Below are 21,770 nucleotides of genomic sequence, written 5' to 3' on the forward strand. Positions count from 1 at the left end.
TACTGCTCACTTATTCGGCAGCTCCCCTAAAGGAATGATGCAGTGGACACCAACTGGCTTGCTGACTTTCTGGTCCTGAGCAACCGCGGCAACTTTTCCCAGGCCGCGGATGAAAGAAACATCACCCAATCGGCCTTCAGCCGCAGGATCAAGGCCCTCGAAACCTGGCTTGGCACCGAACTGTTCGACAGGAGCAGCTATCCCGTGACGCTGACACCTGAAGGTCAGATCTTTCACGCGACAGCACAAAACGTGCTCCGGGAACTGGAACTCAATCGTGTCGAGTTTCAAAGACGCAATTCCGGGACAACGCCTGACATACGGCTGGCGGCATCAACTTCCCTCGCCCTCAGTTTCGTCCCGGAATGGCTGCAGCAGATCAAGGGCGCCTGCGGCGCCTTTTCGGTGTCGCTGGACACCTATGACTTTTACGAAATGATCGAATTGCTCGGTGATCGGAAGATGGATCTGGTGGTGCTTTATTCTAAGCCAGAGGTGCCGGCATTTTTTGAGCATCAGGCCTTCGAGTCCATCAAACTGGGCGAAGACACTATGCATCTTTGTACTGCCCTTGATGCAAAAGGGCAGCCCGCGTTCGACGTGGATAACCCGCCAAGAAGCGGACTTGAATATATCGGTTACGGTCAGACCGGTTACTTTTCGAAGGTCGAGGATCTTCTTTTTTCAACCATGACCGCCCAGGACCCGGAATTCGTTTGCACCTCGCAGAGCGGAACCTGCGAGTTCATGAAGCGTCTTGCCGTGATGGATCAGAAAATGATCTGGCTTCCGGCCTGCAGCGCGTATGAAGGCGTCAAGTCAGGCCAGTTCGCGCTTGCAGGCAATGGCAGGTATGACACAAATCTCGACATCTGGGTCTACCGGAACCGGGAAACCACGTCCGCTCTGGTCGAGACGATCTGGGCACATCTCAAGACCGATCCCTGCACAAGCCACCTTGAAAGATTCCAGCTCAGCCCGTCCTGAGCGCCGGAGTGGCTTATCGCCGATGGAGATCCGCTCAATTCGCAGACTTCAGCCCTGCCCGTCGCCATCCTTTTTTGCAAGCAGCGCGCGCAGCCGTTCTTCCTCGCTCTCGGAGAGCTTCGCAGAGCCTGCCGCAGCCAACTGGGACGCACGTCTGGATCTGTTTCTGAGCGCGAGAGCAATCGCGATGATGCCGGCAACAAGAGCAATCGGACCTGCAGCCCACAGCCCGAGGGTGTGCCAGGCAAAACGCGGTTTCAAGAGAACAAACTCTCCATAGCGGGAGACGAGGTAATCGATCACCTGGGTGTCAGTATCCCCAGCGACGAGGCGTTCACGCACGAGGACGCGCAAATCCTTGGCGAGCGGCGCGTCGCTGTCATCGATCGACTGGTTCTGGCACACCATGCAGCGAAGCTCCGTCGAAAGAGCTCTGGCGCGCTCTTCAAGAACCGGGTCGTCCAGCACCTCGTCCGGGGCAACAGCAAGTGCCGGGACACCCAACAGGGGAAGCAGCAGCAACAGGCCGGCGAGAAACGTGCGCATGCTCTTGTCCCTATTCGGCCGGGGCGGGCTGCGCCGCCTTGCGCTTTGCGGCGGGCTTTGGAGCGCCGATGCGCAGCCGGCGATCTGCCATGGAAAACACCGCGCCGATCGACATGATCACGCAGCCAATCCAGATCAGCGTGATCAGCGGCTTGAAATAGACCCTGACGTCGACAGCCCCGTCACCACGGCTTTCGCCGAGAGACAGATAGAGCTGCGAGAACCCGATCGTATGAATGCCGGCTTCGGTCGTCGGCATCTGCCGCGCCGTATAGACCCTCTTGGACGGTTCCATTTCAGTGACGAACGCCCCGGCTTCGCGGATCGTGAAATGACCCACCTCTTCGGTGAAATTGGGGCCCTGCCGCGGCACCGCCCCGTCGAAGGTCACATCGTAACCGTTCACTTCAACGGTGTCCCCCGGACGCATCGTTTCAATGCGCTCTTCCTGGAAGGCGGATGCTGTCACGATACCCAGAACCGTGACACCGACCCCGAAATGGGCAACAGCGGTTCCCCAGGCAGAACCGGGCAGTCCGATCAGGCGCGACATTGCGCGTTTCGGGCCGATCTCGAGAAGTTTCACGCGGGTGACGATTTCCGAAACGGCTCCCGCCATGACCCAGACCGCGAGGCCGACCCCGAGAGGGGCGAGAACCTTTTCCATGCCCCAAAGCCAGAAGGTGAAGAGCGTGAACACGAGCGCGAGGCCGAAAGCTGCGTAGAGCCGCTGGCATGCAGCCAGGAGATCACCGCGTTTCCAGGACAGGATCGGTCCAAAAGGGATCGCCATCAGCAACGGGATCATCAGCGGGCCAAAGGTCAGATTGAAGAAGGGTTCACCGACCGAGATTTTCTCGCCGGTCACCGCGTCCAGCGCCAGGGGGTAGAGGGTTCCGACGAAAACCGCGGTACAGGCCGCCGTCAGGAACAGATTGTTGAGCACCAAACCGCCTTCACGGCTTATGGGGGCGAACAGCCCGCCCTGCTTGAGCATTGGCGCGCGCCAGGCGTAGAGTGCCAGGGAACCGCCGATGAAGAAACACAGAAGGCCAAGGATGAAAACGCCGCGCGCCGGGTCGGTTGCGAACGCATGGACAGACGTCAGAACCCCGGAACGCACCAGGAATGTTCCCAGCAGCGAAAGCGAGAAGGTGAAAATCGCAAGAAGGACGGTCCAGACCTTCAGCGCCTCGCGTTTCTCCATCACGATTGCCGAATGAAGCAATGCTGTTCCGGCGAGCCAGGGCATGAAGCTGGCGTTCTCGACCGGGTCCCAGAACCACCAACCACCCCAGCCGAGTTCGTAATAGGCCCAGTAGGACCCCATGGCGATGCCAAGCGTCAGGAAGCACCAGGCAAGGAGAGTCCAGGGCCGTACCCAGCGTGCCCAGGCCGCATCGGTCCGCCCGAGGATAAGCGCTGCGACCGCGAAGGAAAAGGTGATCGAGAACCCGACATAACCGACGTAAAGAAGCGGTGGGTGGATTGCCAGGCCGATGTCCTGGAGGATCGGATTGAGATCCGCCCCTTCCAAGGGGGGATTGGACACGCGCGCGAAGGGGTTGGACGTTGCTAGCAGAAAGAGAATGAAACCGGCGGTCACCCAGGCCTGGACAGCCAGTGTCGCGGCTTTCAGGTCCTGGGGCAGATTGCCGCCGAACAGGCCGACAAGCGCGCCGAAGAACACCAGAATGAGCACCCAGAGCAGCATCGAGCCTTCATGGTTGCCCCACACGCCGGTGAACTTGTAGAGCAGCGGTTTCGCCGAGTGGGAATTCTGCACGACGTTCAGGACTGAGAAATCAGACGCAAGATATGCGATCGTCAGCGCGACGAAGGAGATCAGGATCAGCATGAAAAGCGTGACTGAAATCGGCGGTGCGACGGCCATCAGCCTGCCGTCTCCTGACAGTGCTCCCCATAACGGCAGCACGCACTGAACCAGTGTCAGCGCAAAAGCCAATACGAGTGCGTAGTGTCCCAACTCTACGATCATGTTCGCGTCCCGTGTTCCCCCTCAGGCCCCAGCTTGCTAGTTGGTTTCGCCTTCACCGCCTTGCCAGTGTCCCTGGTCTTTCAGCGCTTCGGCGACTTCCTTGGGCATGTAGTTCTCATCATGTTTCGCCAGGACGCTATCGGCAACGAACACCCCGTCCGAACCGACAATTCCCTCCGTCACGACGCCCTGCCCTTCACGAAAAAGGTCAGGTAGTATTCCTTTATAGGTAACAGCAACCGCATTCGCCATGTCGGTGACCCGAAAACTCACCACGGCGTTGTCCGAGCGCACCACCGAGCCCTCCTCCACGAGGCCGCCGAGCCGGATGCGCTGCCCGGCCGGGATTTCCTTCTTGGTGATATCAGTGGGGCTCTGGAAAAAAACGATCTGGTCGTTGAGCGCAAAAAGGATCAAGCCGAGCGCGACTGCGAGCACTGCTCCTGCCGATCCGATCAAGGTCAATCTTCTCTGCTTCCGTGTCATCTCTCTGCGTCCGGTTCTACGCCTGTTGGAGCGGCAACTCCTCCGGCAATCCTATCCATCAGGACCCGCTTAGCCCGAGCGAGCTCGCCGTGTCCTTGATCCGTGACAAATCTTCCGGTTTTCCCGCATACGCAGCCTCCGCGGCCGCGAGCGCGTTTCTTGCCTTTTGCGGTTCACCCAGAACCATATAGGCGCGGATGAGGCGGCTCCATTCGTCCGCGCTGCCGCCCTCGTCCGCCAGTCTTTCCGCAAGCCCGGCGACCATGCCGCTGATCATCGCCTGCCGGTCCCCGGCGGACATCTCCTGCGAAGCCGCGACGTCTTCGGCGGTCGGGCCACTCAAGGGGCCTGCTGCAGACGGTGTTTCAAGACTTGCCAGCTGCTGGCGCGCGGCGGCTACCCAGGGCGCGGATTCATCGGCTCCCTCAAGCAGGGATGTCCATGCCTGAACGGCGCCGGCGCGGTCACCGTCCTGTCCGAGGGCAATCGCGAGAAAAAACCTCGGTTTTACGGCGGTCGGTTCAAGCGAAACCGCCTGCTCGAACGCACGTTTGGCATCTGCCGTGACGAGGCCCTGGTTGGCCATGGTGAGCGCTTCACCCATGTCCGTCAGCCAATCGGGCCGGGGACCGAGAATCCGGAGCGCATTCGCGTAGGCGCGCGCCGACGCCTGCGGCTGTCCCATCGACAGATAGACCGGAGCAACAACGGCCCAGCCCTCACCGTCCTGCGGGTTTTCCGCCAAATGGCGTTCCACGCGCGCAACGAGCAACTCGACAGACTGTTCCTCCGCCGGTGCATTCAAACGCGTGATCAACGGTTGATCTGGTACGTCGGGCGAGCCTAGCGCGAAGTAGGTTGCAAGGGAGATCAGGGGAAGGGCTGCAAGGGCGCAAACCTGTGCAGCCTTCAGCCGGAACCCCGAAGACGAGCCTTGCTGCTGACTTTCGTTCTTATCGTGAGCTGCGAGCAGCCTCCGCGCGGTTTCGGTACGCGCTGCCTCGGCAGCCTCGGGATGAATCAGGCCACGCTCAAGCTCGCTCTCGATCGCGGCGAGCTGTTCACGGTAGACAGCCTCATCGGCGCTGCCGGTTTCCGCCGCCTGCGACCGCCCCGCCCGCGCCAACGGAACGAGGACCGACAACGCAGCCACCCCTGTCATCAGTGCGAGTAAAATCCAGAATATCATGAGCGCACTATAGACAGTGCAATACGGGCAAATGCAAGACGAACCGGATGTGACCCGCCGTCGCGCCACTCACAATCGTGTTGGCAAAGACCGGAACGAAAGTGCGGTCAGTATCTGGCGAGAACGCTCGAAACCAGTTTGCGCTCCGGAGCCGGCGCACTTTCCGTTTCCTTGTTCGAAGCCTTTGCAAATGCGGCTTCCCGGCTGCGCTGCAACTGCGCCGCATAGTCTGCACCGAAATAGATTTCCGACAGTTTGATCGCGACGTCGGCTGCAGATGCGTGCGCCTCAATCTCGGCACCGTCAGCTTTTCCGAGATCGGTGATCAAGGACCGTGTCACAATCTCCAGCGTCTGCTCAACGGCCTGGCGGGTCTGCTTGCCGATTTCGTTGACGGCAAAAGTTTCAGAAGCCGTACGCGCCATGGTCACAACGCGAAGCGTCCTGACGGCATCATCTATAGCAGTCTGATCCACCTTGAGGACACCGTCACTGTCAAACTTGGGCACCTGCAAGGCACGGCGAATGGCGCCGCTCGCACCTTTGAGTTCGCGCGTCACCTCTCCTGAGATGTTGCGTTTGGTGTCCGCGAGCCGCTGATGCCAGCGGCCGGTCAATGACAGATCCATGTCCCGTTCAACACCGCGAACAAGCGCATGGTAGTCCGACAACGCCTCGGAGAATGCGCCGGGGTCGTCATTGTTATGGCGATCGTCAAGCGCTCGTATCTGCAAGCGCTCGGCTTCACTCATCACAATGTCGACGAAAGGAGCGAACTGCGATCCTGCAATCGTCCTCGGATCCTCGTTGCCGGCAAGCCGTCCCGCGAAAGTGCACAAGGCAGACGGCGTGTCTGAACGCTCGACCAGGGCTGCGGCTATGATCGGAACATGGTCGGGAAAGCGGTTCGAGCACTTGTCCACAAGACGCAGGACATCGTGGTCCTTCTTGAGGCGATGCTCATTGATCCGATCTGGAATGCTTTTCAGGAAAGGTGACAGCCAGCGTTCCGCCGCGAACACCTTCTGGATGTCCTTGAGCTCGGCAATGCCACGTTCACCACCAAGTTCGACGCCGATAATGCGCCGCTTCTTCTCAGAGACTTCGCTGGCTTCCAGCGCTTCGCCGAGTGCATCGACCGCACGCGTCCTGAGTGCCTGTATCAGCGCGTCGACCCTTTCCCCGCTGACGGCCGCATTGCCTGCCTGGTCGAGAACGGTCTTGACCTCGTTCGGCATCACGTCGCGCGCAAGCCACTTCCACACCCGATCGAGCATTGGGCGATGGATACGTCCTTCCTGCCGGGTCGGCAGCGCTTCATCGATGAGGAAATCGCTCAGCGGCGAGAAAAACAGCTCGTGCACCCGCTCACGCCTCAGATCTCCACCGGGTGCGTCGACCGCCGTCGGCTGCGGACCGCGAACCAGCGCGGCCGCTGCGGTCAGAATGAGATCGAGATGCGGATCGGAACTTTGCTTGCGCTTGGACTTTTCCAATTTTCTGACCAGCGACTCGAGCGCTTTCGGGCTGAGACTGCTCAAATACGTTCTGATTTTGTTTTCAAGCTCGTTTGAACGGGTCATCCAAGGGTTCAGCGCCAAGATCCAGATTCGGTCAATGATACCCGCACAAGGATTAAGCAATTATTGAGAGAAAACGCAGCGCCATCAACGGTTTTTCCGCCAAGATCTAGCCGATTACCAGCCAGCTGCCGCGGTCCGTTTCGCACGCTGTGCCCCGCGCCTGAAGCGTGCGGCCACGCAGAACCATTTCATGCGTGAACTCTCTGCACCTGGTGTCGTTGACCGTATAGACCGGCCCCGGCCGAACCTGGCCGCTGCGTCCGGTGCGCTCGTTCTGCCACGCCACGGCTGCGCCCAGGCCCCGTGCTCTCAAGGCGCGGTTCTGCGCATCTTGCGCCGCACGCCTGTCCGACGGGTCAAGCGCATCGCCGAACTCGTTGTTCACAAGAACCGAAATTGCAGTGTTGGCCTCCGAGCCCGCCACATTTTGAGACGGATCGCCGAAAAAGGAGCCGAGGCCTTCCGTGTTTGTTGTGCCGGACGTCATGGAGCATCCCGCCAAGGCGGCGGCAAGGGCAACAGTGGCGAAATCGCGCAGTCGCATGCTCAGAAGCTCCCAGGGTGTGCTGTGTCCGGGGTAAACCCGGCGACGCACAAGTGATATTTTCAATTTGTGGCCGAACTTGGCCACAAGAATGTCTTTTCGGTGCGGCACCCGTTCACTTCCTATCACAGCTCTTCGACCTGATTCTTAACAAGAACTTGGAAACTATTAATCAGGCGACAAGGCGGGAAGGATCAGGCTGGCCTTCAAGCCGCCCAAATGCGATCGATCAAGCTTTAGCTCTCCGCCATAGAGCGCTGCCAGATCTGCAACAATTGACAATCCAAGCCCCGTTCCCGGCACGGTCTCGTCCAACCGGCGTCCTCTTTTCACCGCCTCTGCGCGCTGTTCGGGAGACAGGCCCGGTCCATCGTCTTCCACAGAGAGTGCGAACATCTCACGATTGCTGTCGGGCCCTGTGACGGCCTCGACTTTCACGTTCACCCGTGAAGATGCCCACTTGCAGGCATTGTCGATGAGATTTCCGCTCATTTCCTCCAGGTCCTGGCTCTCTCCCCGGAAGCGCACATCTCCGCCCGGCTGGAAGGAAACCGTGACCCCCTTGTCCTGGTAGATCTTTCCCATGGCGCGAATCAGTCTTCCGAGCACGGGTTCGGTCTCGCAGGAAACGCCGATGACCCGTCTTTGCGCCGCCATGCGCGCACGTTCCAGGTGATGCTGTATCTGGGTCGACATGATCGCCGACTGTTCAGCGACCTTGTCCGCCAGGGCGCCGTCGGATGCCCTTGCCTCGTTGGAAATCACCGAAAGCGGCGTCTTCAGGCCATGCGCCAGATTTCCGACATGGGTGCGCGCCCGCTCCACAATCTCCTTGTTGGAGATGATGAGTGCATTCAGTTCAACGGCGAGAGGCGCGATTTCGGTCGGCAACGCCTCGTCGATCCGCTCCGCCTCTCCCAACCGCACCGCCGAAAGCGATGCCCGCAGCCTCTTGAGCGGCCTGAGACCGAATCGAACCTGCAGGAAGATCGCCAGAATGAGACCCAGGCCAACGATACAGAGCGTGAGCGTCACCATGCGCGCGAATTCGGCCACGTCTGCCCAGAAACCTGCTGTCGCAGCGCCGACCGCGATGACATAGGCGGTGTCTCCGATCGAAATGCGCTGTTGCAGGACACGCACTTCATCGCCTGTCGGCCCGGCAATGAACCCGACGCTGCTGTCCAAGCCGCCGATGGGCGGTGTGTTCAGGGGATCCCCGACCAGGGATTCCGACGCATAGAGAATACCCGGACTGTCCGCGCGCCGCACCGTCCAGTACCAACCGGACAGCGGCAGTGAAAACCTCGGATCGCCGCGGTAGACAGGTTCCTTCACGGCTTGCACCTGCGGCGGTCCGCTTTCGCTGTCGTCCTGCCCGGTGTCCAGCATCTCCGCAATCAGGGCCTTGATGTGAATTTCCAGCTGGACGTCAAACGCGCGCTCGCTGGCATTCCGGTAGAGGCCGACGAGAAAGATCCCGGCAAGAGCGAGCGTGATCGCGGACCAGAGAGCTGCGACGAATACAAGGCGCGTTGCAAGAGACCGCTGCGGTCTTGCGGTTACCGGCTCCGCGGCGTCTGCAACGGTCTCATTCGTCACCAGCAGCTCCAAGGCGATAGCCGAGACCCCGGATCGTCTCGATCATGTCCGAGCCGATTTTCTTGCGCAACCTGCCGACAAAAACCTCGACCGTGTTGGAATCGCGGTCGAAATCCTGATCGTAGAGATGCTCGGTCAATTCGGTCCTCGAAATTACCTTGCCCTGGTGGTGCAGAAGATAGGACAGCAGGCGATATTCGTGAGACGTCAGTTTTATCGGACTGCCGTCCACCGTAACCCGTCCCGCTCTGAGGTCGAGCCTCACGGGGCCGCAGGTCAGTTCGTTGGATGCATGACCAGCAGCCCGGCGCACAAGCGCACGCACGCGGGCGAGCACCTCTTCCATGTGGAAAGGCTTGGCAACATAGTCGTCCGCACCCGCATCGATGCCCGCGACCTTGTCGGACCAGCGGTCCCGCGCCGTCAGGATGAGCACCGGCATTGTGCGGCCGTCCCGGCGCCAGTTTTCAAGAACCGATAGACCGTCGAGCGTGGGCAAGCCCAGATCGAGTACCACCGCATCATAGGGCTCCGTGTCGCCGAGAAAGTGGCCGTCTTCGCCGTCGCTCGCGCTGTCGACAACATAGCCTGCCTCTTCAAGGGCTGTCACGAGCTGACGGTTCAGGTCTGTATCATCTTCGACTACGAGAATGCGCATATTGGCCAACTTCTTGAATGATCAAACGTTGCATGGGCAACCGGCGAAATGGTTTCGGATTGACGGAGGCTCTATCAGCTAGCGGCTGGCATTGACTGTGACCTTTGTCACCTTGCCGCCTTTCAGGACAGACAGGACATAGACATATCCGCCGCCCCGCTGACACAGCTGCGCCTTGACGATTTCACCACCGGCCCTGCCGGCAACCGATCCGAGCGATGCCGCCTTGCCGCTGGCCACCGCCTGCCGTGCCTGGGATTGGGACAGGCACGCTGCATAAGCAGGCTGGACCATTGCAAGGGTCAGCAGCAGTATTGCAAATATCCGTGTCACGGTGCCTGTTCCGGGTTTGTGTTTCGCTGTCATGCGCAAGGTGTAATCAATTTTTCCTGAACGCAAGCTGAACCCGGCGTTTAGAAACGTTTTTGACAGTCCGTGGCGTCTGAAGGCGATTGCTCTGGAAAATCGACCTGCTAATCTCTCCAGATGTTCAGGTCACAACGACTGCCAGCGATGCACACATTCGCTTCAGCGGGTCTTTCTCGTGCCATCAGCCACCTGCGTGCATTTGCGTTCTGTTTCGCTGTGGCGGCCGCCCCCGTTCCGGCGGCGGCCTGCTCGCTGTCGCTCGTTCTTGCCATGGATGCGTCTTCCAGCGTCGATCATCTCGAACATGACCTGCAGCTGAACGGTCTGGCCAATGCGCTCAGCGACCCTGAAGTGGTTCAGGCGATCGAAGCCGTCGGCGGGATCTGGATCATGAGTTTCGAATGGAGCGGACAGCGCCAGCATTTTCTGCAATTCGGCTGGCGCTACCTTGAGAATGAAGCCGACGCGGTTGAAGCCGCCGATGAGCTGCGTTCGTCCCACAGGGGCTTCATCGGGTTTCCGACCGCAATCGGCTATGCCCTGGGCTATGCGGCGGTGCAGATGGGCCGGGCACCGGCGAATTGCGCCAGGAAGGTCATCGACGTGGCCGGAGACGGTATCAACAATGACGGCTTTCCGCCCTCCAGCGCCTACAAGGCCTTCGACTTCGAGGGTGTGACCGTCAACGGCCTGGTCATTGCGGACCAGGACACGACGACGATCGACTACTACCGGGAGCACGTGATAAGCGGTCCCGGTGCGTTCATTGAAGTCGCCGCTGACTATGAGGACTATGCGCGAGCAATGAAGCGCAAGCTCATTCGCGAAATCATCGGCAACGGATACGCTTCCAGAAACTGACGGCTCAAGCGCCGCGCCGCGCCGACTGTGCCGCAAGGGCTGCCGCGAAGTCCCCTTCGGACATCCCTTCTGCCAATGCTTTCAGAAACAGCTGCTTTTGCGTTTCCGGCGCAAGACCGCCGATCGGCGGGTCCGTGTCCAGATTGGTCGGGAACGAATAGCCTTCTGCGCAGGCAGACACCACCGCCTCGATTTCCGCCCTGCCCCAATCGCCGGAGCGGGCCTTTTCCAGGAGGACCGGATAGAGTGCCTTGCACATGCCCTCCCGGTCGATGTTTTCCATGGCGCGGCAGAACGCAGACGAGATCTGAAGCAGGTTGGCCATGCGATGAATATCGGCGCTCCGGTTCTCTCCGGCGGCATGAAACAGGGCCGGGTTGAAGAAGATTGCATCGCCCTTCTTCAGCGGCAACTGGACGTAAGCGCCTTCGAAGAAATCCTGGAACACCTGCTGGCGGTAGGCCATGTAGCCGGGCCGGTAAAGCTGCGAAAACGGCAGCAGCTTGGTCGGACCGCTCTCAACGGGCATGTCGGCATGGGCGATACCCCCCTGGAGGGTCATGACCGGGGAGAGATCGTGGACATGCGCGGGATAGCCGGCACAGGTCTCTGCATCCTGAAACCCGAGATGGTAGTCACGATGCGCCTGCTGGGCCGCGCCACCCGGACGCACGACGTTGACCTGCGCCGTCATCTGGTAGTTCGGACCAAGCCAGGCTTCGCAGACCGCGTCGACAAACGGATTGGCAAAACAACCAGCGAAAGCTTCGGGGTCGCGAAGACACAATTTCTGCAGCGAGTTCCAGATCCGGTCGTTGGCGCCGGCCGCTGCGAAATGGTCCGCACCACCACCAGAGGCGGCTTTTTCTTCGCGAATGATGTCCTGGAAAGCGCGTGTTGCCTCGTTGAGCGGCGTGGTGTCGGCAAAGGCACCATCGAGCACCAGCACACCCGAGCGGTGCATGAGAACATGCGCCCACTCCGCCATGAGCCGGCGTTTTCCCTCTTCGCCGGAGACAAGACGGCCGAGTTCGCTCACCTTGTAGACGGGTATGTTCGAGACGATACGCCCGGCCAGCGGAACATCGCTCTCTTCGAGAACCTGGCCAACCAGGGCCCTGAATTCGTCGATGCTGCAGCTGCCGGCATCGAAATAGCCATTGGAGACGACCTGACGATCCATCTTTTCCTCCCGATTGTTCGTTAAAGACAGATTATGCAAAAACCGGGTTGTCCGGGCATCGAAAATCCATCAAGAATCCATCAATGACACATCGCTTTCCCGTCAAGGAAATCGCGGTTCAGTCCGGGCTGAGCACGGCAACCGTTGACCGCGTCCTGAACAACCGGACACATGTCAGTCCGCAAACGCGCCGCCGCGTGCAAGACGCGATCGAAGAACTGACGCGGCAGGAGAGCCAGCTTGCGGCCCGGGGGCGGCGGATTTTCATCGATATTGTCGCGGAAGCACCGGCCCGTTTCACCCGGCAGATCCAGCAGGCGACGGAGGCAGTTCTCACGGACTTCAAACCGGCTGCGCTCAGGCCCCGATTTACATTCGCCGAAACGATGAGCGCCAACGAGATCATGGCGATCGTGGAAAGAATCCATCGCCGCGGCAGCCAGGGTATCTGTCTCAAGGCGCGTAACACCGTGGAAACCAGACAGGCAGTCCAGCGGCTCAAGGGCAAAGGCATCCCGGTTGTCACTGTCTTCACGGACATTCCGGATATTGAACGGCTCGCCTATGTGGGACTGAACAACGAAAGAGCCGGACGGACGGCGGCGTATCTGATGCTGAAACTGCTCAAGGACGATGACAGGACGATCCTGACAACGCTCAGCCAGCACAGTTTCCAGGGCGAGGAGGACCGCTTCAGGGCCTTCAGAACGGAACTGCTGCGCGTGCGCCCGGACCTTGAACTGATCGATGCCAGCGGCGGCGGCGGGCTCAGCCCTTCAACCGCTCTTGAGGTGCGCGACAGGCTTCGCGGTGTCAACGCAATCTCGGGCGTCTATTCGATGGGTGGCGGAAACATGGCCATCCTCAGGGCGCTTGAGAGTGCCGGGATCGATCCGGGTGTCTTCATCGCCCACGACCTGGACGAAGACAACCTCGACCTGTTGCGCAGCGAAAAACTGTCTCTGGTTCTCTATCACGACCTGCGCGCGGACATGCGGCTGGCTCTGCGGCATCTCCTTGCCTTCCACGGTATCGGCGAGCCGCCGCGATCTTTCGAGAGCGACATTCACGTGGTCACGCCCTTGAACATATCCAGCGACATTTGAACCAAAATCGGCTCAGGCGTCGGGGCGCCCGTGCCCCTGCGCTTCCATGGAGCGGTAGAAATCCTTGAGCGTCTTGCCCGGTTCCGGCCGGAAGACATCGCCTGTGTCCTTCACGTCGGACATGCGGTCCAGGCGGAACATGCGAAAGTCCTGACGCAGTTCGCACCAAGCCACAAGCGTCCAGACCTTGCCCCAGAACCAAAGTCCCAGCGGCCGGATCACCCGCGCCGAGGCATCTCCCTTCCCGTCCATGTAGGAGATCGACAGGCTCTTGCGCGCGTCCGCGGACATTTCCAGGAAGTCGATGAGCCCACGCACTTCAGGCGTCATCTCCGGCGCGAAGGCATGAATCTCGATCTCGTTCTGGCGCACGCGCATTTTGTCCGGCATGACGGCGTCGATCTTGATCATTGCCTCCTCGGCAGCGCGTGCCATCGCCGCGCCGCCCCAGGCGCGGATCAGCCGGGCACCAGCCAGAAGAGCAACTATTTCGTCACGGGTAAACATGAGCGGAGGAAGGTCATAGCCGTCGCGCATGATGTAGCCGACACCGGCCGCGCCCTCGATGGGAACACCGGACGCCTGAAGATCGGCAACGTCGCGATAAATCGTGCGTTCCGATACTTCCAGCCATTCGGACAACTGACGTGCCCGCACGAGCCGTCCGCCGCGCAGATATTGCACGATCTGGAACAGGCGGTCGGCTCGTCTCATGAGCGGGTGCCCCTTCGAAGAAAAGGTTTCAAGAAATCACGCGACATTCTCCGAAAAGGCTCCTTTCGTGGCCCTAGCTTGCGTTGAAGGCGAACATTCCAATCGAATTGCCATCCGGGTCAATGCCATAGGCGAATCGTCCGGCAGGAATGGGGATCGGATCGGATACAACCTCGCCACCTGCCTTGGCGAAGCGTTCCATGGTGGCTTCAAGGGCATCTGGACACAGAATGTGGATCGTGGGTCCCGTTCCCTTTGCAGCAGGTTGCCCCGGATACAGATGCCCCGCGACACCATTGTCCGTCTTTGTCGGGAACATGGCGATGTGGTTCGGCCCCATATCCGTGATCAGGTTCAATTCGGTTTGAAAAACCTCGTTGTAAAACTGGATCGCCTTATCGAGGTCCGAAACCGGAATTTCCATCCAGACATTAAAATTGTCAGGAACGAACGTCATGAAAAGTCTCCTTTTGTGCTGCGATGGAGTGACCTTACCAACCTCCTCCTGACAGCCTTCTGTCAGGAGTGTTTCCTGTCTTTCGTCAACGGCGCCAGACCTGGCTGGCACCATGTGACAGTTTTCCGAATGTGTGACACGGCGTGCATCACGTTTGATGCAAAACTTTAACGTGATAGACAATCTATCGTCACCAAAGCCATTGACAGTCGGCCTGGCTGGCACAGCAGCCATACCCCTCGGAGGCTCTCATGAAAAAACTGACCCTGGCCCTGCTTCTTGCGGGCACAAGCGCATTCGCATCCGGCGCGAATGCCAAGGATGCAAGCTATGTAGGTAGCATAGACGTGGTACGCGGAGCACAGGCAGCGGAAAAGGCGAACGGCAAGGTGTTCGTCGACTCAAACCGCAATTCCAGACTGGACGAAGGTGAAACCGGCCTTGCCGGTGTCCTGGTCTCGAACGGCAAGGAAGTTGTGGCAACCGGGTCCGACGGTTCCTACGAACTGCCGTCCTATGACGACATGAACCTCTTCATCACCAAGCCGGCCGGCTATGCTACGCCGCTCAGCGAGGACATGGTTCCCCAGTTCAACTATGTGCACAAGGTTGCCGGATCGCCGGATCTGCGCTTCGGCGGCATCGAGCCGACCGGACCGCTGCCCCAGGCGGTGAACTTCCCATTGATCGAGGACAAGGTCGGCGACGATTTCCAGTGTCTCGTCTTCGGAGACACTCAGCCCTATTCCAACGCCGAAATCTCCTATGTCCGCAAGACGGTCGGCAACATGCTGTCCAACCGAGACAACTCCGCAACCGAATGCCTGCTTTTCGAAGGCGACGTCATGGGAGACGACCTGTCACTTTATCCCCGTTTCAAGAAGATCGTGGCAACCGGCGGCGTGCCGCAATACTACGTTGCCGGAAACCACGACCTCGACTTCGATGCAAAGAGCGATGCTGACAGCTTCGATACCTTCCGCCGCGAATTCGGCCCGGAATACTATTCCTTCGACATCGGTCAGGTGCACTTCGTCGTTCTCGATGACGTTCGCTATCCGTGCAACGGTGTCGATGCCCATGCGTTCTGCGATCTGTCCGCCAAGCCGTCCTATAACGGCGTCATATCCGAGCGCCAACTGGAATGGCTGAAAAACGATCTGGCCAATGTGCCTGAAGACAAGCTTATCGTCTTGAATGCCCATATTCCGTTCGTGACCTACACGGACGCAAGCGCCCAAAAGCACCAGGTCGACAACCTGGACAAGCTCTATGAACTTGTCGGCGACCGCCCGGCGCTCGGCCTTTCCGGCCACACGCACACGACAGAGCAGATCCTTCCGGGCGAATATTTCGAGGGCTGGAAGGAGGCGACCAACACCGGACCGGCACAGTTCCACCAGATCGTGACCGGCGCGGTTTCCGGCAGTTGGTGGGCGGGTGATCTGAACAATTCCGGCGTCCCCCACGGAACGCAGCGCCTCGGTTCACCGCGCGGCTACTACGTTCTGGACTTCTCCGGTGCCGAATATGTCGACACCTACATGACCTTCGAAGGGACGAAGGACGACCAGATGCACATCTCCTTCAACACACCGCGTTTCCGCGATTGGACAGAAAAGCTGGTCAGTTACACCGAGCTTTACGATGTGCCTGGCGACATCACGCCACCTGTCACGGTCAACGACCTCGGGGACATGGACATGCTTACCAGGGAAGATCTTGCCGACACCACCTATGTCGCGATCAACGTCTGGAACGGCTCAAAGGACTCCAAGGTCACGTTCACGATCAACGGCGGCGTTGCGGCCGAAGCGGTGCGGACACAGAAGGGTGACGGCGAAGAAGCACTGGTCGGCCCAACCTATGCCGATCCGCTTGCGCTTGCGAAACAGTCGACCAATGGCCGGATCGCAGTAAAAAGCGCAGAAGGCGGTGAAGAGACAGCGGGTTTCTATACCTGGCAGGGCACCCACTGGACCGGGGTTGCAGGGCCTTTCCAGGGCTGGATGCTCTCGACCAAGTCAAACCACCTGTGGCGTGCGGAACTGCCGAAGGAACTGCCGGTCGGCATTCACACGCTGAAGGCGACGACAACAGACCGCTATGGCCGCACCTTCACCCACTCGAAGACGTTCGAGATCGTCGACGAACTGCCGCAAATGACGTGGCAGGAAAAGTTCTGGCAGTAGTCTTACGGCATTGCCGAAGAACAGTCGCGAACACTATCCTGGGCGCTCCACGCGCCCGGGACCATCTGGACCAGACCCATGAAATCGATTTGCCTGCGTATCAATCGCGTCCTTGAGATCATTGTGTTGTGTGCGGTCGCGACTTTTCTGGCGTGCACCTCATCCTCTGCGCATTTCTCCGAAGGAACGAAGGTTCGCACGATCCTCGTCGCTGTGGAGAACAATACACTTGTCGCCTTCGTGCGCGTTCCTGCGCCACTGGTCTTTTCCGACCTTGTCGGGAGAGCGCAAGTCGATCAGATCCCGTTGTCGTCGCCCTTTCTGCGGCTTGAACCCACCGGCACCGGCGTGCGCTACCGGCTCGACATGGATGCCATAGCAAAAGACCGGTCCGGCTTTGAAGACAGACTTCTGGGCGCCCTCATATTTTCACAGGCCGGTCTCGACCTGAACGCCTCCCTCACCGGCTTCACGGTTCATGGCCGCCGGCCACAACGCGTTCTGGACAGCATTGAAGCGGCGCAGTCAGCGATCAGGGAAGACAGCACATCCCTCGACCCTGTCTTCGGCGCGGCGGTGATCGACTATGGGGTGCGGATCGAAAGCCCCGATCCGGCAAGTGACGTCGAGATCAGATCCGGATACGCCCCTCTCCTTCCCGGCCCCGGTGTTGCGATCGAAAACCATCTGGTCGACGCAAGGATACAGCCGCCCTTGTCATCAACCGCACCGGGGCAACTCGAAATACCAGCGGTTCTTGACGGCTCGCGTCTGTCCACGTTCCTGCATTTCGTCTACCAGGGAATGCTTCACATTCTTGAGGGGCTGGATCATGTTCTTCTGGTCATTGCTCTCGCGCTTGGTGTCGGGGCAACGCGCAAGCTCATCTATCTGGTGACCGCCTTCACGCTCGGCCATTCCGTGACGCTTATCGCCACCTTTCTGGGCGCGACGCCTTCCTGGCCCTGGTTCATTCCGGCCGTGGAAGCGGCGATCGCGGCCTCGGTTCTTTATGCGGCGATCGCGGCCATGATCAAAAAGTCCGGATCAGTGCTCGTCTTTACCGGCATAGGACTGCTGCACGGGCTCGGGTTTTCTTTTGTTCTCGGCGACATCCTGGGACGGGACGCACCGGACCTCGTTCCGGCGCTGCTCGCGTTCAACGTCGGCATCGAGATCGGGCAGCTGCTGATCCTGGCCGTCACCCTATCAATCGTTTTCTGCCTCGAAAAACTGGCAACCCCTGCCTTGCGGCCCGCAAGGCTCGGCACGCTTGCCGCGATTGCGATCCTGTCGTCCTGGTGGGTCGCGGAACGCCTCGGCGGGGTCGTCTCGGCCGTTTGAGAAATCAGCCTTGATCGCAGTTCCGGTCTGACCGGTCGTTCGGGCATGACGCATCGCACGTGGCGAAGCTGAGCGCATCGCCCTGTCCGCAACCGCATCTGACATGGAATTCCCGCCTGATTGATCTGCCTCAAGGTCGCTCCTGCGTCTTGGCGGCACCTTGTGCTTCTAAAAAGGAGGCATGAATGAGTCACGTTCCCCATGAACTGCATGAAGAATTTCCGGAAGCGGCAGACGCGATCCACACATTGAAAACCAATGACGCCCACTTTTCGCGCCTGGCCGACGCGTATCACACCGTCAATCGCGAAGTGCATCGCATTGAAACGAATGTGGAACCTGCTGCAGACGAGGTTTTGGAAGACCTGAAGAAAAAGCGTCTTCATCTGAAGGACCAGATAGCCGCGATGTTGACGGCTGCGGCAAACACCGCGACCTGAGCCCCTCCTTTTCAGGCCGGTGTGAGTGCCCGCGTCGTCCCCGTCCGACGGCGCGGGCCGCCCTTCCCGGAGGTTCGTGACGCAGAAGATACGCTCCCGGTACCCTTTTGAAACCATCCTCACCTCGGCCGTCAGCCAGAAAAAACGTTGCGCGCGCTTCTCTTCGCAGACGATCCAGATGTTTCGGTATTTACATAACGCCACGGCAGTTGCTCTTGTACGCTGCGCAAATGAGATGGAAAAACCCTTTAAGGACCCGACATTTGCGTGTCCCGGAATCCACAAGCGGGATTGGCAAGCAAGCAGACACGGCACTGAGCGAGCGTCGGTTCAGGCCAAATGCCGGCTCGCGTGACGCGGGGATGCAGACGCGTGCGCCGAAACGGACAGACCGCATGGGCCGAACATCTCGGCCGGTTACCTCCTCCCAGAAGGCGACCTGCCCGCACGTATCTTTGCGATTGCGGTACTCAAATTTCGCCCCGCTTGCGTCCGTTTATTGCAGACCCGTCTTCCAACTGCGGTTTCCGGGATCACGCGCCCTTGCCGCTTCCTTCAAGAAAAGGACCGGGAATGACCCGGCAGGTGGAGCCGCTCGCCATGACAAGTGACAGGGTAAAGGTCACCGTTCACACATCGTTCGAAGCTGAAAACACGGTCGAGGAACGGGCGGCCCGCTTCGCGTTCTTCTTCGTGATCGAGGTTGACGACTTCAGCATCGCCTTGCCGATCACGATCGAAGAACCGGATCCCGGCAAGATGGAGCAGATCAGACAAAAAGCAATCCAGGATTTCCGGACGCTCATGCACCGGATTGCCGACACCCCGGTCGCCAGCGGGGTTTGTGCGCTCCCGAACGCGCAGGACTTCAGCGTCGACGCCTGAACGGTGCGGGTCGTTCGCGAATTAGAAACCCGGTGCCAGCTGTGACGACAAACATGGCGTTTACGTCATTTGCGCCAGACTGTGTCGCCCCTACTCCGGAACAGCCGTGTCGGATATCGAACCGGCAAACTTGGCGAAGTCATCCATCGACATGAGCTGAACACCCTGCCGCTGCATGGCAACGAGGCCGCCCGGATAAACCTGCGTGATCGCCTCCGGAACGGCACCGACGCGATAATGGTGATCCGTCGCACCATATTGCGTTGCGCGCACGCAATTCGGGAAAGTCATGCCGATGAACACGACGCTGTCGATGTCCTTTGCTTTCAGGAAGGCGTTCAGGCTGCTGCGGTCGAAGCCGTTGTAATGCGGCTTGTAGATGACGTACTCATTCGGCCCGATCTGCTGAACTCCGAGGTTGAGCAGCGTCTTGTAATCCAGCGTCACGTCGCCGGGCGTCGTCGAGGCGACCAATTGTGAGCCCCACGTGCCGGGCACGGCCATGGTGAACTGGCCCTTTTCCATCTGCCATCGGCGCGCCATGTCGGCGTCGCTTCCATCCGCGTAGTACATACGGACGATGTGCACGATCAGCGAACCGGTTTCCCGCCAGAGGCCGGTCTGCTTGGCGATATTGGGAACCACGGTTTCAATATCGGTTTCCGGAGCCGAGCCCTTTGCGGTTCCCCAGTCATTTTGTGTGTCGATTATCAGGAGTGCCGTCTTGTCGCGGTGAAGTTCAGTATCGGGTGTCTGCAGGTTGTGTTGAAGCAGTTCGTCGAAGGTTTTCTTGTGCGTTACCGTCCAGGGGACCTTGGTGTAGAAATTCTTGTCATAGTAGCTGGCGCTCGTGTCGTCGAAATCAGCCGCAGCCATGGAGACCGACAAGGTGATGAGAGCGCTTGACAGGATCGCGACGGATACGGCTTTCAAAGCTCTCCACATGATCTTTCCCTCCGCGCGCAAACCAAAACTTTTGCGTGCTTTTTTCCGGTTTCAAACTTTAACTTTAATCTCGTTAGGTAAAGACTGGTATGTAGAAAGCGCAAAAGGTTCACCCGCCGCGCGAAATTGTGCGTGTTTTCGCTGTTTCCCGCCTTTTTCGCACTGGGCAACCAGACAGGTCCACCATCATCCGGGGCTGCAGCCATCTTCGTAAAGCCCGGCTATCGCAAACAACGCATCGCGCGCCAAAACGGTCCTGTTTCCTTCCTCTCGACTTTCAGTTGCGTTTTTGATTGTATGCAGGCGGGGGACCGGAAACGTCCGGTATGGAAGTGACATTCGCGGCTGTTATGGCAGCCTTCGGGGGCTGGTTCAGGCAGAAGATACTCACAAGATTGGATCCCGTGCGCGTTAGTCCAACGCCCAGGTCCGAGGCCGATCCCTTCACCCGGCATTACAACAGCGCTGAGTTTCAGGAGCTTGCGGAGCCCTATCGCGACACGCGCCATCGGCTCAGGGCAAAAATCGCGAAAAAGCGCTGGACAATGAACCCGGCTTACATGGGCATGCCGCGCCTTGAGGAACTTGACGCGGTTGTCAAGGAGGCCGGGGAAACCCGCACAGAGTTTGCAGTGTTCTGGAACCACGAGCGCGCGGAAAATGACGAACTTCGCGACCTCGTGAAACAGGAATATGACAAACTCGTCGCGCTTGAAATCGAGGCCGAGGACACGCGTTTCGAGTGGCTTGACACGGTCGGCAAATGGCTTGAACAAATCGGCGCTCTGTCGCTCTCTGACATCAACGAGCTCGATCCGGAGCAATGGCCGGCAGCCGTCCGCGATGCCCTCACCCGCCACATTGCCGGCGCGCCGCACCGCGATCGGCGCCCCTCCCCGCCGGACGAAATCGCCCCAAGTCCGGGCGGATTGCCCCTCGAAACGCAGCAGCAATTTCGCCCGGGTGCATCAGGCGGCCCCGAACGAGATGAAACGTGACTTTTCGGTCTGCGCCTTCCGGCGAACGTGGCAGGGAATAGCCAGGCGATTGCTGAATCTGGGTATCTGAGAGACGCCGATGCATGAGGACAGTTTTCGCTTTTGGCATAATCAGACCCGGATGACTTCGCCTAGATTGTCGGCATGAGTTACCTCTTTGGATTCGCCGCGCTGACTGCGCTCCTGACGTCAGTCCTCTTTCTTTTCTTGATACCTTTAAAGCCCGGCGGCAGGCTGCGCTTGCTCGGCGGGTCGGGAGGGCTGCTTTGCACATCAGTCACGTGCGCGACACTCGCTTATGGCATTGACATCGCCACGCTGAAGGAAGGCGCCACAGAGAACGATTACGGAACGCAGCACGATTGCAGCGCCGCCGTGAATTGCTGGCTCGACAAGACCTGGCGCACCGCAACTTTTTACTGCCCCGCCATCATCGAGCGGTTTGCAGAGCAGGACTATGAGTGGACCGACGGTCTCCTTGAGCCGAAATTCAACCGGTTCCAGATAACCAATCCCCAGGGCGTTGAGGTGACCATGATCGGCGACAATATCAGGTTTCAGAACGGTTCCGGCGGCTGGTCACGCATGACATACGAATGCGACGTCCTTCAGAACACGGACATTATCGTCGACGTCCGCGTCGAGGCGAGGAACTGACGCGGAGAACCTGCGGCTGGAAGGC

22 protein-coding genes are annotated in these 21,770 nt (G+C 59.4%); 9 read left to right on the plus strand and 13 right to left on the minus strand.

Going from position 1 to position 21,770, the window contains the following annotated elements:
* The first annotated feature begins 42 nt into the window (after positions 1–42).
* Positions 43–987, plus strand: a complete 945-nt coding sequence (locus RDA78_RS26155; protein ID WP_434052681.1) for a LysR family transcriptional regulator — start codon at positions 43–45, stop codon at positions 985–987.
* 48 nt (positions 988–1,035) lie between these two features.
* Here RDA78_RS26155 and RDA78_RS26160 read toward each other — a convergent pair whose 3' ends face one another.
* The 9 genes from RDA78_RS26160 to RDA78_RS26200 all read right to left on the minus strand — a co-directional run bounded on the left by RDA78_RS26160 (position 1,036) and on the right by RDA78_RS26200 (position 9,927).
* Complete coding sequence (locus tag RDA78_RS26160) at positions 1,036–1,533, minus strand: cytochrome c-type biogenesis protein (RefSeq protein ID WP_434052682.1); 498 nt, start codon at positions 1,531–1,533, stop codon at positions 1,036–1,038.
* Between the two features lie 10 nt (positions 1,534–1,543).
* Positions 1,544–3,532 (minus strand): heme lyase CcmF/NrfE family subunit, encoded by a 1,989-nt coding sequence (locus RDA78_RS26165; RefSeq protein WP_434052683.1) that lies wholly within the window; start codon positions 3,530–3,532, stop codon positions 1,544–1,546.
* A gap of 36 nt (positions 3,533–3,568) precedes the next feature.
* The gene (ccmE, locus tag RDA78_RS26170; protein ID WP_434052684.1) at positions 3,569–4,018 is read right to left on the minus strand and encodes a cytochrome c maturation protein CcmE; all 450 of its coding nucleotides are present in this window, start codon (positions 4,016–4,018) and stop codon (positions 3,569–3,571) included.
* 58 nt (positions 4,019–4,076) lie between these two features.
* Positions 4,077–5,207: a c-type cytochrome biogenesis protein CcmI gene (gene ccmI / locus RDA78_RS26175; RefSeq protein ID WP_434052685.1), complete on the minus strand. Its 1,131-nt coding sequence runs from the start codon at positions 5,205–5,207 to the stop codon at positions 4,077–4,079.
* A 107-nt stretch (positions 5,208–5,314) separates the two neighbouring features.
* Positions 5,315–6,703 carry a hypothetical protein gene (locus RDA78_RS26180; RefSeq protein WP_434052686.1) on the minus strand — a complete coding sequence of 463 codons (1,389 nt, stop codon included), beginning with the start codon at positions 6,701–6,703 and terminating at the stop codon, positions 5,315–5,317.
* Between the two features lie 193 nt (positions 6,704–6,896).
* The gene (locus RDA78_RS26185) at positions 6,897–7,334 is read right to left on the minus strand and encodes an RT0821/Lpp0805 family surface protein (protein WP_434052687.1); all 438 of its coding nucleotides are present in this window, start codon (positions 7,332–7,334) and stop codon (positions 6,897–6,899) included.
* Positions 7,335–7,502: 168 nt separating this feature from the next.
* Positions 7,503–8,936, minus strand: coding sequence for a sensor histidine kinase (locus RDA78_RS26190; protein ID WP_434052688.1), 1,434 nt, complete (start codon positions 8,934–8,936; stop codon positions 7,503–7,505).
* Positions 8,926–9,594, minus strand: coding sequence for a response regulator (locus tag RDA78_RS26195; RefSeq protein WP_434052689.1), 669 nt, complete (start codon positions 9,592–9,594; stop codon positions 8,926–8,928). The genes RDA78_RS26190 and RDA78_RS26195 overlap by 11 nt, the downstream gene beginning before the upstream one ends.
* Positions 9,595–9,672: 78 nt before the next feature.
* A complete protein-coding gene (locus RDA78_RS26200; RefSeq protein WP_434052690.1) occupies positions 9,673–9,927 on the minus strand; it encodes a PepSY domain-containing protein in 255 nt (84 codons plus the stop codon).
* A gap of 180 nt (positions 9,928–10,107) precedes the next feature.
* Between RDA78_RS26200 and RDA78_RS26205 the strand changes: the two genes are divergently transcribed.
* Positions 10,108–10,824, plus strand: a complete 717-nt coding sequence (locus tag RDA78_RS26205) for a DUF1194 domain-containing protein (protein WP_434052691.1) — start codon at positions 10,108–10,110, stop codon at positions 10,822–10,824.
* Positions 10,825–10,828: 4 nt separating this feature from the next.
* Here RDA78_RS26205 and RDA78_RS26210 read toward each other — a convergent pair whose 3' ends face one another.
* Positions 10,829–12,007: a phytanoyl-CoA dioxygenase family protein gene (locus RDA78_RS26210; protein ID WP_434052692.1), complete on the minus strand. Its 1,179-nt coding sequence runs from the start codon at positions 12,005–12,007 to the stop codon at positions 10,829–10,831.
* Positions 12,008–12,090: 83 nt separating this feature from the next.
* Here RDA78_RS26210 and RDA78_RS26215 point away from each other — a divergent pair, with 83 nt between their 5' ends.
* Positions 12,091–13,113, plus strand: a complete 1,023-nt coding sequence (locus RDA78_RS26215; protein ID WP_434052693.1) for a LacI family DNA-binding transcriptional regulator — start codon at positions 12,091–12,093, stop codon at positions 13,111–13,113.
* A gap of 12 nt (positions 13,114–13,125) precedes the next feature.
* Here RDA78_RS26215 and RDA78_RS26220 read toward each other — a convergent pair whose 3' ends face one another.
* Together RDA78_RS26220 and RDA78_RS26225 are read right to left on the minus strand one after the other, a co-directional pair.
* Positions 13,126–13,827, minus strand: a complete 702-nt coding sequence (locus tag RDA78_RS26220; protein ID WP_306143224.1) for a helix-turn-helix transcriptional regulator — start codon at positions 13,825–13,827, stop codon at positions 13,126–13,128.
* A 73-nt stretch (positions 13,828–13,900) separates the two neighbouring features.
* A complete protein-coding gene (locus RDA78_RS26225) occupies positions 13,901–14,284 on the minus strand; it encodes a VOC family protein (RefSeq protein ID WP_434052694.1) in 384 nt (127 codons plus the stop codon).
* 251 nt (positions 14,285–14,535) lie between these two features.
* On the opposite strand from RDA78_RS26225, the gene RDA78_RS26230 reads away from it, so the two are divergent.
* The 4 genes from RDA78_RS26230 (at position 14,536) to RDA78_RS26245 (ending at position 19,145) form a co-directional block, all read left to right on the plus strand.
* Entirely contained in the window at positions 14,536–16,476 is a 1,941-nt protein-coding gene (locus tag RDA78_RS26230) for a calcineurin-like phosphoesterase C-terminal domain-containing protein (RefSeq protein ID WP_434052695.1), read from the plus strand.
* Positions 16,477–16,554: 78 nt separating this feature from the next.
* The gene (locus tag RDA78_RS26235) at positions 16,555–17,820 is read left to right on the plus strand and encodes a HupE/UreJ family protein (RefSeq protein WP_434052696.1); all 1,266 of its coding nucleotides are present in this window, start codon (positions 16,555–16,557) and stop codon (positions 17,818–17,820) included.
* A 185-nt stretch (positions 17,821–18,005) separates the two neighbouring features.
* Entirely contained in the window at positions 18,006–18,260 is a 255-nt protein-coding gene (locus RDA78_RS26240) for a YdcH family protein (protein ID WP_434052697.1), read from the plus strand.
* A 573-nt stretch (positions 18,261–18,833) separates the two neighbouring features.
* Positions 18,834–19,145, plus strand: coding sequence for a hypothetical protein (locus tag RDA78_RS26245; RefSeq protein ID WP_434052698.1), 312 nt, complete (start codon positions 18,834–18,836; stop codon positions 19,143–19,145).
* Between the two features lie 90 nt (positions 19,146–19,235).
* Here RDA78_RS26245 and RDA78_RS26250 read toward each other — a convergent pair whose 3' ends face one another.
* A complete protein-coding gene (locus RDA78_RS26250) occupies positions 19,236–20,090 on the minus strand; it encodes a cysteine hydrolase family protein (RefSeq protein ID WP_434052699.1) in 855 nt (284 codons plus the stop codon).
* 326 nt (positions 20,091–20,416) lie between these two features.
* Here RDA78_RS26250 and RDA78_RS26255 point away from each other — a divergent pair, with 326 nt between their 5' ends.
* A complete protein-coding gene (locus tag RDA78_RS26255; RefSeq protein WP_434052700.1) occupies positions 20,417–21,088 on the plus strand; it encodes a hypothetical protein in 672 nt (223 codons plus the stop codon).
* Positions 21,089–21,232: 144 nt separating this feature from the next.
* Positions 21,233–21,745 (plus strand): hypothetical protein, encoded by a 513-nt coding sequence (locus RDA78_RS26260; protein WP_434052701.1) that lies wholly within the window; start codon positions 21,233–21,235, stop codon positions 21,743–21,745.
* The last annotated feature ends 25 nt before the right edge of the window (positions 21,746–21,770 follow it).

Source organism: Roseibium sp. (genome assembly GCF_051016195.1).
Classification (GTDB): domain Bacteria; phylum Pseudomonadota; class Alphaproteobacteria; order Rhizobiales; family Stappiaceae; genus Roseibium.